General features: G+C 38.7%; 13 protein-coding genes and 1 pseudogene. 11 read left to right on the top strand and 3 right to left on the bottom strand.

Annotated elements, in window-relative coordinates:
* Positions 1–148 precede the first annotated feature (148 nt).
* The 7 genes and pseudogenes from argC (at position 149) to AAC851_RS01870 (ending at position 7173) form a co-directional block, all read left to right on the top strand.
* Positions 149–1198, top strand: coding sequence for an N-acetyl-gamma-glutamyl-phosphate reductase (gene argC / locus AAC851_RS01900; protein WP_004639240.1), 1050 nt, complete (start codon positions 149–151; stop codon positions 1196–1198).
* An 81-nt stretch (positions 1199–1279) separates the two neighbouring features.
* Positions 1280–2029 (top strand): DUF6776 family protein, encoded by a 750-nt coding sequence (locus AAC851_RS01895; RefSeq protein ID WP_005080551.1) that lies wholly within the window; start codon positions 1280–1282, stop codon positions 2027–2029.
* 22 nt (positions 2030–2051) lie between these two features.
* Positions 2052–2465: an ATP-dependent Clp protease adapter ClpS gene (gene clpS, locus AAC851_RS01890; RefSeq protein WP_005080553.1), complete on the top strand. Its 414-nt coding sequence runs from the start codon at positions 2052–2054 to the stop codon at positions 2463–2465.
* 421 nt (positions 2466–2886) lie between these two features.
* Positions 2887–2991, top strand: a pseudogene (locus AAC851_RS01885) (ATP-dependent Clp protease adapter ClpS); the annotation flags it as partial.
* 99 nt (positions 2992–3090) lie between these two features.
* Positions 3091–5376 carry an ATP-dependent Clp protease ATP-binding subunit ClpA gene (clpA, locus tag AAC851_RS01880; RefSeq protein WP_115736404.1) on the top strand — a complete coding sequence of 762 codons (2286 nt, stop codon included), beginning with the start codon at positions 3091–3093 and terminating at the stop codon, positions 5374–5376.
* Complete coding sequence (locus tag AAC851_RS01875; protein WP_115736405.1) at positions 5376–5738, top strand: YnfA family protein; 363 nt, start codon at positions 5376–5378, stop codon at positions 5736–5738. Before clpA ends, AAC851_RS01875 begins: the two co-directional genes overlap by 1 nt.
* Positions 5739–6129: 391 nt before the next feature.
* The gene (locus AAC851_RS01870; protein WP_005080559.1) at positions 6130–7173 is read left to right on the top strand and encodes a 3-deoxy-7-phosphoheptulonate synthase; all 1044 of its coding nucleotides are present in this window, start codon (positions 6130–6132) and stop codon (positions 7171–7173) included.
* Between the two features lie 58 nt (positions 7174–7231).
* Here the strand turns inward: AAC851_RS01870 and AAC851_RS01865 are convergent, their stop codons facing one another.
* On the bottom strand, positions 7232–8152 hold the full coding sequence (locus AAC851_RS01865; RefSeq protein ID WP_075315631.1) for an alpha/beta fold hydrolase: 921 nt from the start codon (positions 8150–8152) through the stop codon (positions 7232–7234).
* The gene (locus AAC851_RS01860; RefSeq protein WP_004639232.1) at positions 8152–8712 is read right to left on the bottom strand and encodes a PadR family transcriptional regulator; all 561 of its coding nucleotides are present in this window, start codon (positions 8710–8712) and stop codon (positions 8152–8154) included. Before AAC851_RS01860 ends, AAC851_RS01865 begins: the two co-directional genes overlap by 1 nt.
* Before the next feature lie 123 nt (positions 8713–8835).
* Between AAC851_RS01860 and AAC851_RS01855 the strand changes: the two genes are divergently transcribed.
* The 4 genes from AAC851_RS01855 (at position 8836) to AAC851_RS01840 (ending at position 13206) form a co-directional block, all read left to right on the top strand.
* A complete protein-coding gene (locus AAC851_RS01855) occupies positions 8836–10860 on the top strand; it encodes an NADPH-dependent 2,4-dienoyl-CoA reductase (RefSeq protein ID WP_005090438.1) in 2025 nt (674 codons plus the stop codon).
* A 72-nt stretch (positions 10861–10932) separates the two neighbouring features.
* Positions 10933–11349: a nuclear transport factor 2 family protein gene (locus AAC851_RS01850; RefSeq protein ID WP_005080566.1), complete on the top strand. Its 417-nt coding sequence runs from the start codon at positions 10933–10935 to the stop codon at positions 11347–11349.
* A gap of 30 nt (positions 11350–11379) precedes the next feature.
* Complete coding sequence (locus AAC851_RS01845; RefSeq protein ID WP_005080569.1) at positions 11380–12096, top strand: SGNH/GDSL hydrolase family protein; 717 nt, start codon at positions 11380–11382, stop codon at positions 12094–12096.
* Between the two features lie 21 nt (positions 12097–12117).
* Complete coding sequence (locus AAC851_RS01840; RefSeq protein ID WP_005090439.1) at positions 12118–13206, top strand: YheT family hydrolase; 1089 nt, start codon at positions 12118–12120, stop codon at positions 13204–13206.
* Between the two features lie 71 nt (positions 13207–13277).
* Here AAC851_RS01840 and AAC851_RS01835 read toward each other — a convergent pair whose 3' ends face one another.
* Positions 13278–13745, bottom strand: coding sequence for a hypothetical protein (locus tag AAC851_RS01835; RefSeq protein WP_005090440.1), 468 nt, complete (start codon positions 13743–13745; stop codon positions 13278–13280).
* Positions 13746–13797: the final 52 nt, after the last annotated feature.

The following is a 13797-nucleotide window of genomic DNA, read 5'->3' as shown; positions in this document are numbered from 1 at the left end:
TATGATTTCGGGGTGATATGCGAATAGATTGCTGTTAATTCTATAATTGATCATTAATTTCTTATAAGTTAGTGGCTTGTAGATTGTGTAAAACAAGGCAAACTGCCATACTATTTGCTTACCTCAATTAAAGCTAAAGGTGTGACACGTGATTTCTGTTGGTATTGTTGGTGGGACTGGATACACAGGGGTTGAGCTATTACGTCTATTATTAAGACATTCACAAGTTCAAGTCAGTATTCTTACTTCACGTACAGAAGCCGGAAAGCGTGTTGCAGATATGTTCCCAAGTTTACGTGGACATACTGATTTAGAGTTTTCAGATCTTGACTTAGATCAGTTAAAAAAATGTGATGTAATTTTCTTTGCTACACCGCATGGTGTCGCTATGCAACATGCTGAAGAGCTAATTGCAGCAGGTACTAAAGTAATTGATCTCGCGGCTGATTTTCGTTTGCAAAATCTTGAGCAGTTCGAGAAATGGTATGGTATGCAACATACTTGTCCAGAGGTTCTTCAGTCTTCAGCGTATGGTTTAACTGAACTCAATCGTGAGAAAATTAAACAAGCTGAAGTGATCGGTAATCCTGGGTGTTATCCAACAACTGTACAACTTGGACTCGCACCACTGATAAAAGATCAGTCGGGTTTGATTAACACACAAAGTATTATTGTCGATGCTAAATCGGGTGTGTCAGGTGCAGGACGTAAAGCTAGTCTTGGTATGATTTATACTGAAAATGCTGATAATTTCAAAGCTTATGGTGTTGCAGGACATCGTCATCATCCAGAAATTGTTGAGGCATTGGAAAATATATCGGGACAAAAAAGTCAGTTTGATCAACTGGTGTTTGTGCCTCATTTAGTACCTATGATTCGTGGTATGTTAAGCACGATTTATGTTGATTTAACTGAGCAAGGCCAGCAAAAAGATCTACAAGTGTTGTATGAAGATTTCTATAAGGACGAAAGATTTGTTGATGTTATGCCAGCAAATAGTTCTCCAGAGACTCGTAGCGTCCGTGGTGCAAATGAGCTTAGAATTGCATTATACCGTCCTCAACCAAGTAAACTCATTATCTTGGTTGCACAAGATAATCTAGTGAAAGGTGCTGCTGGTCAAGCTGTTCAAAATATGAACTTAATGTTTGGCTTTGATGAAGCAACTGGTTTAGAAGGCATTGGTTTATTACCATAAAAAACGCTTTTTTACTTCACACACATTTAAATTTGGATTTAAATGTGTGCTTTGATGTAGATCATAACGATAGAGATGAAGATGGAAAACGTTGAACCGACGAATTCACCAGACAGTTCCGTTGAGAAAAACAAATTCTTAAAATCAAATTTACCTTTGTTAATTGCTGCTGCAATTTTAATTGGTGGTAGTTTCATGGTTGGCTATACTGTTGGCCATCGTCAAGGATTAACCGTTGTTGGTTATGATGCAGATGCTGAGCAGCTCGTTGAAGTTGTCCAAAAGCAAAAGACGGCCTTGGACTCGATGAATAGAAGTTTGAATACAGCTATTCAAGAGCGAGATATGGCTGTAAGTAATGCGGATGACTTGTTTAAAGCGATCAATCAAGCCAATGCGGAGAAAACCCAGTTTCAAGGGATGAATGCGATTTATCGTGAAATATTGAAACAACGAGGTGGTGTCAGCTTAACGATACAGAATCTTGCCATTAAATCGTTACCTGAAAATGCTTTTGAATATCAAATTGATTTGGTGCAAGTGAGCCCGAATAAACGCCGTGCTAGTGGTACTGTTGAATTACGTTTGATCCGAAATACTGAAATTCTAGATGTACCTTTAGAAGATAAAAGTTTTAACTTTGAAGACTTTGAACGTTTGACTGGACGCTGGACGATGCCAAAAGGATTTACACCTCAATTTATTGAAGTTCGTTTAAGTGGATCTGGAACACCAGTAATTAAACGGTTTAGCTGGCAACGTGGTCAACCTGTAGAATTAAATTCTGCTTTTGTATCAGAAATTCCTCAAGCTGAAGCAAATGCTCAGTAAATTTAAAGATTAAGTGTTCAATATGCGAAGATATAAACGTCAAATGAATTTAAGTGAAGTAAAAAACTCGTTTCAACAATCGGGTTATGTTGATTGGCACTTAAATCCTCGTTTAAGTGATTCGCACGAGGAGCATGAGGGTGAGGTGGTTGTACAAACTGCACCACCAGAATTAAAACGACCGCCGTTATATGCGGTTGTTCTAATGAATGATGACTATACACCAATGGACTTTGTGATAGAAGTCCTGCAAAGTTATTTCGGCATGGACTTTGATCAGGCAAGTCAGGTGATGCTGACGGTTCACTATGAAGGTAAGGGTACGGCAGGGATCTATCCTCGTGATATTGCCGAAACCAAGGCAAATCAGGTGAATAATTATGCACGATCACAAGGTCATCCATTACTGTGCCAAATCGAACCTGAGCAGCGTTAAGAAAAGCAACGCTTTTTAGCTGCGCAAGGCGAGCAACTGTGTTGCGAGTGAAAGGGTTAAGAAAAGCAACGCTCTTGCGGAATATATTCCTCATGCGCAAGGCGAGCAACTGTGTTGCGAGTGAAAGGGTTAAGAAAAGCAACGCTCTTGCGGAATATATTCCTCATGCGCAAGGCGAGCAACTGTGTTGTGAGTGAAAGGGTTAAGAACAACGCTTTTGCCTCATGCGCAGGACTTTGCACCATGATATGTGGCTCATAAGTTATGAATGATAGACTTAAAAGAAGCACAGTTTTTGTGGAGCTTGCTAACTGATAAGGATGGCGGAGTGTCCAAGTGCCGAGTTAACAAGACAATTTGATAGAATCTATATTTTGATTGATTTGTCTTATTTTTGAACAATTAGATGGTTTATATTCTCTTTGTAATTGAAATTTTACAACAATACTTTGTTTTGAATCTTGACCAATATGCTCAACTAATGCTAACAGTAGATTATGAAGCGAAGAGATTCATAAACGTGTATTAGATAACGGTTATTGATACTCAAGTGGATCAGTCCATAATCGGCTTTTCAGTTTAAGATTCGTCTTTTTTTGATAGGCCCAAAATATAAGGGGGTTACATGCTCAGTCGTCAATTAGAAGTATCGCTACGTTTGGCTGTTAGCATGGCTCGTCAAAAGAGACATGAGTTTCTGACAGTAGAACATTTGTTGCTTGCATTACTTGATAACGATTCAGCCGTGAATGCTCTAAAAGCATGTGGTGCTGATATCGTTACGCTACGTAAAGAACTAGAGGAATATGTAGAGCAACATACCCCAAAGCTTGGTGACAATAGTGAACAAGCGCCTCATCCAACAGAGAGTTTTGATCGAATTTTGCAGCGTGCGATCTTCCATGTTCAATCGAGTGGTGGAGATCGAACAGTTGAAGGTGCAGATGTTCTCGTAGCAATGTATTCAGAAAGAGATTCTTTTGCTGTTTATTTGCTTAAACGTCATCAAATTAACCGTTTGACGCTAACTCAATACTTGTCTCATGGTACACGTAAAGATGAGATTCAGGTCGAAGAAGAAGTAGAAGACATTGAAGGTGAAAATGGTGCTTCAGCGAGTGCTGGGCCATTGGAGCAATATACGCTTAACTTAAATGTCGAAGCGCAAAAAGGTAAAACAGATCCTTTAATTGGACGCGAGAAAGAGATTGAGCGTGCGGCACAAATCCTATGTCGCCGCCGTAAGAATAATCCGCTTTTAGTCGGTGATCCTGGTGTTGGTAAAACATCGATAGCCGAAGGTCTAGCTTGGTTAATTGTCAATGGTAAGGCGCCGAAACCACTTGCAAATGCTGAAGTGTATAGTTTGGATATTGGTGCGTTAGTTGCTGGTACTAAATATCGTGGTGATTTTGAAAAGCGTTTAAAACAACTGTTGAATGCCTTGAAAAAAAATCCAAATGCCATTTTGTTCATTGATGAAATTCATATGATTATTGGTGCAGGCTCTAGTATGGGCAGTACCATGGATGCATCGAATTTAATTAAACCAGCTTTGGCGAATGGTAGTTTACGTTGTATTGGATCAACCACATTCCAAGAGTATCGTCAGGTATTCGAAAAAGATCATGCTTTATCACGTCGTTTTCAAAAGGTTGATGTAAATGAACCAAGCATTAATGAAACGATTGAAATTTTGCGTGGTCTAAAAGGAAAATTTGAAGACTTCCATCATGTTGAGTATGAAGATAAGGCGCTTGTTGCAGCGGTAGAGCTTTCTGCTAAATTCATTAATGATCGCTTTTTGCCAGATAAGGCAATTGATGTGATTGATGAAGCGGGTGCTCAACGTCGCTTAAAAGCAGAAGTGGATGGTTCAATGATTTCTGTTGAAAACATTGAAGATATTGTGTCAAAAATTGCACGTATTCCACCGAAAACTGTATCTAAAGATGATAAGACTGTACTTGAAAACTTAGAGCGTGATTTAAAGCGTGTTGTATTTGGTCAAGATGAAGCAATTACAGCACTAGCATCAGCGATTAAGCTATCCCGTGCAGGTTTAAAAGCGCCAGACAAACCGGTAGGCAGTTTTGTGTTCGCAGGTCCTACAGGTGTCGGTAAGACTGAAGTGACCAAACAGTTAGCTAAATTGTTAGGTGTCGAGTTTGTGCGTTTTGATATGTCTGAATACATGGAGCGTCATGCAGTTTCTCGTTTGATTGGTGCGCCTCCAGGTTATGTTGGTTATGATCAAGGTGGCTTGCTCACTGACGCGATCCATAAGAATCCACATTGTGTATTGTTACTTGATGAGATTGAAAAAGCACATCCTGATGTCTTCAACTTGTTATTACAAGTGATGGATCATGGTGCATTGACGGACAATAATGGTCGTAAATCTGATTTTAGAAATGTGATTATTGTGCTTACAACCAATATCGGTGCAGAAAGTATTTCTCGTGCAAGTATTGGCTTTACTGAGCAAGATCATAGTGCTGACAATCAGGATGCAATGAAACGTGCATTCTCGCCTGAATTCCGTAATCGTTTGGATGGTGTGATTCAGTTTAAATCTCTTCCAACCACTGTTATCGAATCAGTTGTAGATAAATTCTTAACTGAGTTGCAAGCCCAGTTAGATGAAAAACAAGTCGTATTAGAGGTAGATCAAACTGCACGTGACTGGTTGTCAACCAATGGTTATGACCGTCTCATGGGTGCTCGTCCTATGCAACGTTTGATTCAGGAACACTTGAAAAAACCGCTTGCTGAAATGATTCTGTTTGGTGAGCTAGCCGAGCATGGGGGCAACGTTGCGGTTTCTGTGAAAATGGAAGATGGCAAAGAGGTTGGCTTGAAGTTGGAAGTATTTGAAGATCATATCAACCCGAGTGCTGAACCTGCTTAATGTTTGAATTCACTTACTCAATAACCCAAGTACTTAAGGTATTTGGGTTATTTTTCATTACAGCAATTGCTGAAATTTTAGGTTGTTATTTCCCTTATTTAATTTTGAATCAGGGCAAATCTCATTGGTTGTGGATACCTACAGCATTGAGTCTAGCTCTTTTTGTCTGGCTACTGACACTGCATCCAGTAGCATCTGGTCGTATTTATGCAGCCTATGGCGGTATTTATATATTTACAGCGTTAATATGGTTGCGCTATGTCGATCAAGTCGTGCTGACCCGTTGGGATCTCTTGGGGGTAGTTGTGGTTTTATGTGGAGCATCACTTATTATCTTGCAACCAGATGGTCTTGTACGCTAGAAACTACAAAATATTTGCTAAAAACACTTGTCAAATGGTGAAATAGTGCGTAATTTAGATTTAAGAGATATTTTTTGATATTTGAAATAAATATGTTAAAGCATACTTTGAACACAAACGCATACTTTTACTTTTGGCACTATTGATAGTTGCCTGATGCGTTTCGGGCAGCAAAAAGGGTTGCCCAACCAGTTAATACCTGATCGGCAACACCGATCAGGTTTTTTTATGCTTTAACAATCATTACCTTAGGAGAATCATCATGTATACATTTAACGTTTCATATTTTAGCAAGACTTCTTGGTTTTACTTTGCGAAGAAATCAACGTCGCTTAGATCACACTTGCTCAAATAAATATTCGGACTGTTTAGCAGTCCAAAGGAAATGAAAATGAATGCTTTAAATACTGCTTTGACACAACCACAAACGCATACAAAAGAATCAATGCTCAGCTTACCTACACAGCTCAAAGCGCAGTATCCCTTGTCCGCTACTTTGGCGCAGCAGATTTCAAAACATCGTCAAACGATTCAAAATATTTTATCAGGTCATGATCCTCGTTTAATGGTAATTACAGGGCCTTGTTCGATTCATGATCCTATTGCTGTATTAGAGTACGCTGATCGCTTACAACAACTACAAGAACAAGTGAAAGATCAGATATTTCTCGTGATGCGAGCATATATTGAGAAGCCTCGCACAACAGTAGGTTGGAAAGGTTTCTTATATGACCCAAATTTAGATGGATCATCAGATTTACAATTAGGTTTAGAAAAATCTCGTGAGCTTTATTTACAGCTCATTGAAAAAGGATTACCTATTGCAAGCGAAATATTAAGCCCTATGGCTACAGGTTACTTCGATGATTTATTGGCCTGGGGCGCAATTGGCGCACGTACTAGCGAATCACAAATCCACCGTGAAATTGCGAGTCATATGCCATATAGCATTGGCTTCAAAAATGGTACGGATGGTTCGATTCAGATTGCTTTAGATGCAATTCAATCTGCTTTAAATGGTCATCAGTTTTTAGGAATGACACAACAGGGATTACCTGCAATTCTTCATAGTAATGGTAATCCATTACCGCATTTAATTTTACGCGGTTCTAACCAAGGCACAAATTATGACTTAGCATCAATTCAAGCAATGCATTTTAAGCATAAGCATTTACCAGCATTGGTGATTGATTGTAGTCATGGAAATAGTGGTAAGGATCCATTACAACAACCGAATGTATTAAAGCAAATCATTGCAGAACGTGCTGAGTCCAAAGTTCGTGGTGTGATGATTGAAAGTCACTTGGTTGATGGGAATCAAAAGATTTCTTGCGATATGACATATGGACAATCGGTGACTGATGGTTGTTTAGGTTGGGATAAAACTGAACAAGCTTTATTAGATGTTGCAGAACAAATGAGATCAAAAAAGTGATGTTGAAATATTACTAGCCAATTCAAAGAGATTGGCTAGTAATTTTATTTATCATTCATTATGCCGCATGACTTGAATGTGCTGAAAGAAATAGACTTATCTCTTGAGTGAATTTTCTTGGTTCTGTAATCAAAGGTGTATGTCCTGAACGTTCAAAATATACAGTATTTGCATTCATTAGACTTTCAGCAATTAAAGTTTGTCCAGTTTCAGGATAGAGTGTCGATTCGCGACCTATAAAAAAAGTAGTTGGGCAGTCTATTTGGCTAATCGCATCTCTGTAATCTTCGTTATGATTTAAATAGTTTTCAACATACCAAAGTAAATAGTCTAGACGCTGTATAGGTAGTAAATACTTTTGTAAAAAAGGACGGTGTAGTGCGAGCTTAAACACCTTTGGGCTGTATTTGTTGTTACTTTGGAGCTCAATAAATGCCCCCCATAAACTCACTAGTTTAAATCGAATATCATTAGGCAAATCTTCGAGTTTTAAGGCGTGTCTATAGTCTAATAATAGCGTCTGAATTTGCTTGAGAAGCTTTTTAAATTGAGGTTGTTTTTCTCCAAATAAACCGTATTGCCAAGATTCATCTACAGAAATTTTAGGTGTTTGATCAATATGAAGATAGGCTTTAAGTTTTTGCGATAATTGGCCATGTTTCATTCCGTGCATTGCAGTTGTTGCACCCATTGAATAGCCCATCAAAATGAATTGATCCAATTTTAATAGTTTAATCAGCGTATCAATATCATTCCAATGACTTGAAATGGCATCTAAGTGAGGAATTGCACAATCCTTAGAGCCGCCAAAACCACGCCAATCAGGGATAATAAATTCATATTGTTTACGACTAGCAAATAAAAAAGGAAGCCACTGCCAACTTTGCATACCGAGTCCCGATAAGACGAGTACGGGTTCACCTTCACCTACACGTCGAACAAATAATTTTTCTTGATCAGGCATGGTATAAAACGGCATTATTTTTCTCCAATTTCGTTTTGTTCTTCAAACTTTTTCAGTTGAGGAATCATTTGTTCTAACCATTTTATCCATTCATTTTCTTTAATGATACCGAGTTCTAGGATCATTTTATGAATAAACAGAACACGATTAGTAGGTTCATTGTTTTTAAAATCTTTATCATGAATTGCTTGATAAAGGCTTAATTTTTCCTTATGTAATATTAAATGTCGTTCCAATTCTGGCAAAATTTTATTACCACCGAGTTGAGCTTCGGCTCTTAATCTGACCATAAGGTCATCTCGAAGCTGGGCTGGTTCACTTTGCTCTTCTATCCACGAGGCAAGTTGTATCCGTCCAGACTGTTCGATTTGATAGGTTTTTTTTCGGCTATTTGCCGCTTGTTCTTCTATTGTCGATATCCATCCTTTTTTCAGCATACCATTGAGTTCTCTATAGATTTGCTGATGCGTCGCATTCCAAAAGAAGCCCATTGAGCGATCAAAACGACGAGCTAACTCGAAACCTGTACTTGGTTTTTCTAGTAGGCTCGTCAATAAAACGTGGGCGAGTGACATGTTGATCCAATATAAAAATGACTCATCAGAATTATGCAATATGTTGCATAAAAATCAAATCTTGTTTATAAATCTATGCAACAAGTTGCATTAGCTAGCAGATTGCTCGCCAGAGGAGAACACATGTCGGCTTATCCACATTTATTAGAGCCATTAGATTTAGGTTTTACCACTTTAAAAAACCGTGTGCTTATGGGGTCTATGCACATTGGTTTAGAAGAAGCACCGCAAGGTTACGAGCGCATGGCGGCTTTTTATGCAGAGCGTGCTAGAGGTGACGTTGGTTTAATCGTTACTGGAGGTGTTTCTCCTAATGATGATGGTGTTGTTTTTGCACATGGCACTAAATTGGATAGTATCGAAGAGGCAGAAAAGCATAAAGTTGTTACTCAAGCAGTGCATGATGCTGGTGGTAAGATTGCAATGCAGATTCTTCATACGGGTCGTTATTCGTATCAAGCAAATAATGTTGCACCATCAGCAATTCAAGCGCCTATCAATCCAGTTAAGCCAAAAGCGTTAAGTTCTGCTGAAGTCCAGCAGACTATTGATGATTTTGCTAATTGTGCAAAACTGGCCCAATATGCTGGGTACGATGGTGTTGAAATTATGGGCTCAGAAGGTTACTTGATCAATGAGTTCATTGCAGCACGTACCAATCATCGTGATGATGAATGGGGTGGTAGCTACGAAAATCGTATTCGTTTTCCAATTGAGATTGTGAAGCGTACGCGAGATTTGGTCGGGGAAAATTTTATTATCATTTATCGTCTTTCAATGTTGGATTTAGTTGAGGGCGGTTCAAGTCTAGAAGAAGTGATACAGCTTGCGAAAGCAATAGAACAAGCTGGTGCAACAATTATTAATACAGGCATAGGCTGGCATGAAGCTCGTATTCCAACGATCGCAACTAAAGTGCCACGCGCAGCATTTACATGGGTCACAGAAAAATTAAAAGGTTCTGTTTCTATTCCATTAATTACATCGAATCGGATTAATACGCCTGAAATGGCAGAATACGTATTGGCTTCTGGTCATGCAGATATGATTTCTATGGCACGTCCGATGTTGGCAGATGCAGAGTTTGTTCTTAAAGCGAGTCAGGGTCGTAGTGATGAGATTAATACTTGTATTGGGTGTAACCAAGCGTGTTTAGATCATATTTTTTCTATGACAGTGGCTACTTGTCTGGTTAATCCACGCGCATGTTATGAAACAGAGCTTATATTTAAAGAAGCGAATGTTGAAAAAAATATCGCAGTAATTGGTGCTGGACCAGCTGGATTGAGTTTTGCAGTTTATGCTGCGAGTCGTGGTCATAAAGTAAAGGTTTTTGATTCAGGTGATCAAATTGGTGGACAATTTAATATTGCCAAAACCATTCCTGGGAAAGAAGAGTTTTATGAAACCTTGCGTTATTTTAAACGCCAAATCGAGTTGCAGCCAAATATCGAACTAGTCCTCAATCACACCGTGACCTATGAGGAATTGAGTCAAGCTGATTATGATGAGATCGTCGTGGCTACGGGTGTCACGCCTCGTCAACTACAGTTTGAAGGGATCAACCATCCAAAAGTCTTAAGTTATTTGCAAGTATTGAAAGAGCGTGTACCTGTGGGTAAGCGTGTAGCAATCATTGGCGCAGGCGGTATTGGATTTGATACGGCTGAATATTTAAGTCATGAAGGTGAAAGTGGAAGCTTAAATCCAGAAAAATTCTATGCAGAGTGGGGAATTGATACCTCATATGAAAATGTTGGTGGTTTAAAGCAACCTGAATTAGAGAAATCTGAACGTGAGATTTATCTATTGCAGCGTAAAACAGCTGCTGTTGGTTCAGGATTGGGTAAAACCACAGGTTGGATTCATAGAACAGGTCTAAAACATCGTGACGTCAAAATGGTAGCAGGGGCAAGCTATGACAAAGTGGATGATCAAGGTTTGCATATAACTGTGAATGATCATCAAATCGTACTTGAAGTCGATAATGTCGTGATTTGTGCTGGTCAGGAATCGTATACAGCGATGTACGATCAACTCAAAGCTGATGGTAAAAATGTGCATTTGATTGGTGGGGCAAAAGAAGCAGGTGAGTTGGATGCCAAACGTGCAATTCGCCAAGGTGCTGAACTCGCGGCAGTGCTATAAATAAAACAATGAGACATTCTCTTTTGTTAGGAATGTCTCTAATTTTATGAGTCTAATGATAAGGAAAAAACAATGACAATTGATACAACCAAGCGAGCTTTAGAAAAATGGCATCAGATGATTAACACTGGTGACCTCGCAAATTTAAATGATTTATTGGCTGAAGATGTCGTGTTTCGTTCTCCTGTTGCTTATAAGCCTTATGAGGGGAAACAAGTGGTTTTCTTTATTTTGACCAATGTGATACAGGTTTTTGAAAACTTTACTTATCACCGTGAATTTTATACGGAAGATGGTGCAAATGTAGTGTTGGAATTTAGTGCCGATGTAAGTGGGAAATCGCTTAAAGGTATTGATATGATTCGGTTTAACGCACAAGGTAAAATCATTGACTTTGAAGTAATGATTCGACCAATGAGTGGTTTAGCTGTATTGGCTGAACAGATGGGTGCAAGATTTGCTCAGTATCAATCAAATTCATCAAAATAAAATAGCCTAAGTAATATTGAGACTATTAAAATGTGGCTAAACTTATCAACTATTGTTTTATTACCTGTTTTGATTACTCAAGGCATGATCGTACGTAAACGAACGCCATTATTACCTGAACCACAGGGTGATAGAGATGGGCTTGTGGGCGAGGGAAAACCACTGTCTTTACTTATATTGGGTGATTCAGCGGCAGCAGGTGTTGGCGTAGAGAGGCAGGAAGAAGCATTATCAGGTGCGATTATTTCTGAGCTCAAAAATGACTATACATTGAAATGGAGATTGCATGCTAGAACGGGGCTTACAACCCAACAAGTGTGTGAAGCAATAGTTGAGATAGATGAGCGTGATTATGATGTAATTGTAACGTCAATAGGTGTTAATGATATCACTAAATTGACATCTCTAGGTACATGGATAAAACAACAAAAACAATTATTTACTCAAATACAAAACCGTTTTCGGCCAAAATTGGTTATTGTATCAGGAGTACCACCGATGCAGCATTTTCCAGCATTACCTCAACCTTTAGCATGGTTGTTTGGAAGATACGCAGAACAGATGAATAACACCTTACAACAATGGTTAGCTTCACAACAACAATTTAGATTTATTTCATATGACATCGAGGTTTTTCAGGCATTAAACATATCAATGGCAGCAGATGGTTTTCATCCAAGTCGTGAAATTTATGCAATTTGGGGGAAACAAGTCGCAGATATAGTGCGGCAATCGTTTAACCCCTAACATAGAGGGAGGAATGAAATTATGGGCATATCCACTCTAAATAAACTTAAAGTTCTAGGTTCGGAATTATTTGATTTTGCATTAGGTGCAGAACTTCCAAAAATGTACTATCACCCGCAAGGGAAAATTAAAGATGTTTTAGAAAAATTACCTCAATTAAAACGAAAATATCGCCCAACACCTTGGTTGAGCAATACACATGTTCACCTTTTATATTTTGACGTGATTAGAAAGAAAACAGTCAAGCTTGAATATGATCGAATTGATCAACTCACTATGCATGATGGTGGTATTACTGCAATTGCATGGTATGGTTTTAATCTTCCTAAAGACACGCCAACAGTTGTTATGATGCATACGATTACAGGTACACCTGAGAGTATGCGTGAATTGGTTAAGGATTTACACGAATATACGGGTTGGCGAATCGCGTTGTGTCTGCGTCGAGGTCATGCAGGTTTACCAATGCCAGTTCCACAGATTTCTTTGTTTGGTTCAACCAGTGATCTTAAAGAGCAGTTGGATCATATCCAAAAACTATTTCCAAAGTCAGATTTGTATGCGGTTGGTTCCTCTGCTGGTACTGGCTTGTTAGTACGTCATCTTGGCGAGCAAGCAGAAAATACGCCTTTTAAAGCTGCTTTTGCGATGTGCCCAGGCTATGACACTGAAATAGGATTTAAAAATGTCCATCCTTTTTATAGTAAGGTAATGACAAAAAAATTATTCAAACACTTTATTGAGCCATATAAGAATATTTGGAGTCGAGTTCCATCACTAGAGAAAGTGTTGGCGACAACAAGTCTAGAAGAGTTTGAGAAAGCATATTTTGAAATGGCTGGGTATCAGGATTATCAGAGTTATTGCAAGGCCATTAATCCGATTTATGTATTTCAGAATATCAAAATTCCATTGATGATTTTGAATGCTGAAGATGATCCTGTATGTTCCATTAAAAATTTGGAACCTTATAAAGATACAATTAAACAAATGGAAAATATTGTTGTTATTACGACGAAGAAGGGAAGTCACTGTGGCTTTTATGAAAGTCTAAGTGTTAAATCTTGGGCTTCACGTTTAATGGCTGATTTTTTCAAAAACTATTCATAATCAGCTGCACAAAAAATATGCGCCGCAATTAAAGCGGCGCATAACATTTGGTTTTAACGCTATACAACATATTAGTTGTTAAGAGCTGGGGTCGCAGCAGCAATTGCAGCAGCAACAGCATCTTCTTCAGACTGGCTAGGACCGCTAGGTTTTGGCGCTTTAGGCTGCTCAGTTCTAGGGGCACTTGGTTCAGTTTGAGCAGGTCTAGCTGATGATTCAGTACGTGAGGTTTCAGTCGGTGTGCTATTGTTTTGAGGTTGAGCAGGACGAGTTTCACGACGAATTTCGGTCGTTGTATTCTCTGTTTCCTCTCGCATCGTCTCAACTGAAGGTGCAGGAGCTTCTTCAGTGTCCACACTTTCTAGTGTTTCAAACTGTTGATTGGTTTCTACTGACTCAGGTTGCTGTTCAGTGATTTGTGTTTCAGTCGATTGCTCAGACTGTTGCTCTTCATTTTTAGGTTCTTCTTTTTTCACACAAGCTGTCAATAAAAGACCTGTGGCGATTGCTGCACAAATTAAAAGTTTTTTATTTGCCATTGCTAAAACAACATATTAAATAAAGACGTTGCGATTATAACAGCAAAATTAT

The organism is Acinetobacter sp. HZNU-JH01 (genome assembly GCF_037996845.1).
Taxonomy (GTDB): Bacteria; Pseudomonadota; Gammaproteobacteria; order Pseudomonadales; family Moraxellaceae; genus Acinetobacter; species Acinetobacter haemolyticus.
The sequence above is the reverse complement of the archived record's forward strand: the minus strand, read 5'-3'. Positions and strand labels throughout refer to the sequence as shown.

Excerpts from the sequence above, each read along its gene's own strand:
- AAC851_RS01895 (WP_005080551.1), top strand. The coding sequence starts at position 1,280 with ATGGAAAACGTTGAACCGACGAATTCACCAGACAGTTCCGTTGAGAAA.
- clpS (WP_005080553.1), top strand. The coding sequence starts at position 2,052 with ATGCGAAGATATAAACGTCAAATGAATTTAAGTGAAGTAAAAAACTCG.
- clpA (WP_115736404.1), top strand. The coding sequence starts at position 3,091 with ATGCTCAGTCGTCAATTAGAAGTATCGCTACGTTTGGCTGTTAGCATG.
- AAC851_RS01875 (WP_115736405.1), top strand. The coding sequence starts at position 5,376 with ATGTTTGAATTCACTTACTCAATAACCCAAGTACTTAAGGTATTTGGG.
- AAC851_RS01870 (WP_005080559.1), top strand. The coding sequence starts at position 6,130 with ATGAATGCTTTAAATACTGCTTTGACACAACCACAAACGCATACAAAA.
- AAC851_RS01865 (WP_075315631.1), bottom strand. The coding sequence starts at position 8,152 with ATGCCGTTTTATACCATGCCTGATCAAGAAAAATTATTTGTTCGACGT.
- AAC851_RS01860 (WP_004639232.1), bottom strand. The coding sequence starts at position 8,712 with ATGTCACTCGCCCACGTTTTATTGACGAGCCTACTAGAAAAACCAAGT.
- AAC851_RS01855 (WP_005090438.1), top strand. The coding sequence starts at position 8,836 with ATGTCGGCTTATCCACATTTATTAGAGCCATTAGATTTAGGTTTTACC.
- AAC851_RS01850 (WP_005080566.1), top strand. The coding sequence starts at position 10,933 with ATGACAATTGATACAACCAAGCGAGCTTTAGAAAAATGGCATCAGATG.
- AAC851_RS01845 (WP_005080569.1), top strand. The coding sequence starts at position 11,380 with ATGTGGCTAAACTTATCAACTATTGTTTTATTACCTGTTTTGATTACT.
- AAC851_RS01840 (WP_005090439.1), top strand. The coding sequence starts at position 12,118 with ATGGGCATATCCACTCTAAATAAACTTAAAGTTCTAGGTTCGGAATTA.
- AAC851_RS01835 (WP_005090440.1), bottom strand. The coding sequence starts at position 13,745 with ATGGCAAATAAAAAACTTTTAATTTGTGCAGCAATCGCCACAGGTCTT.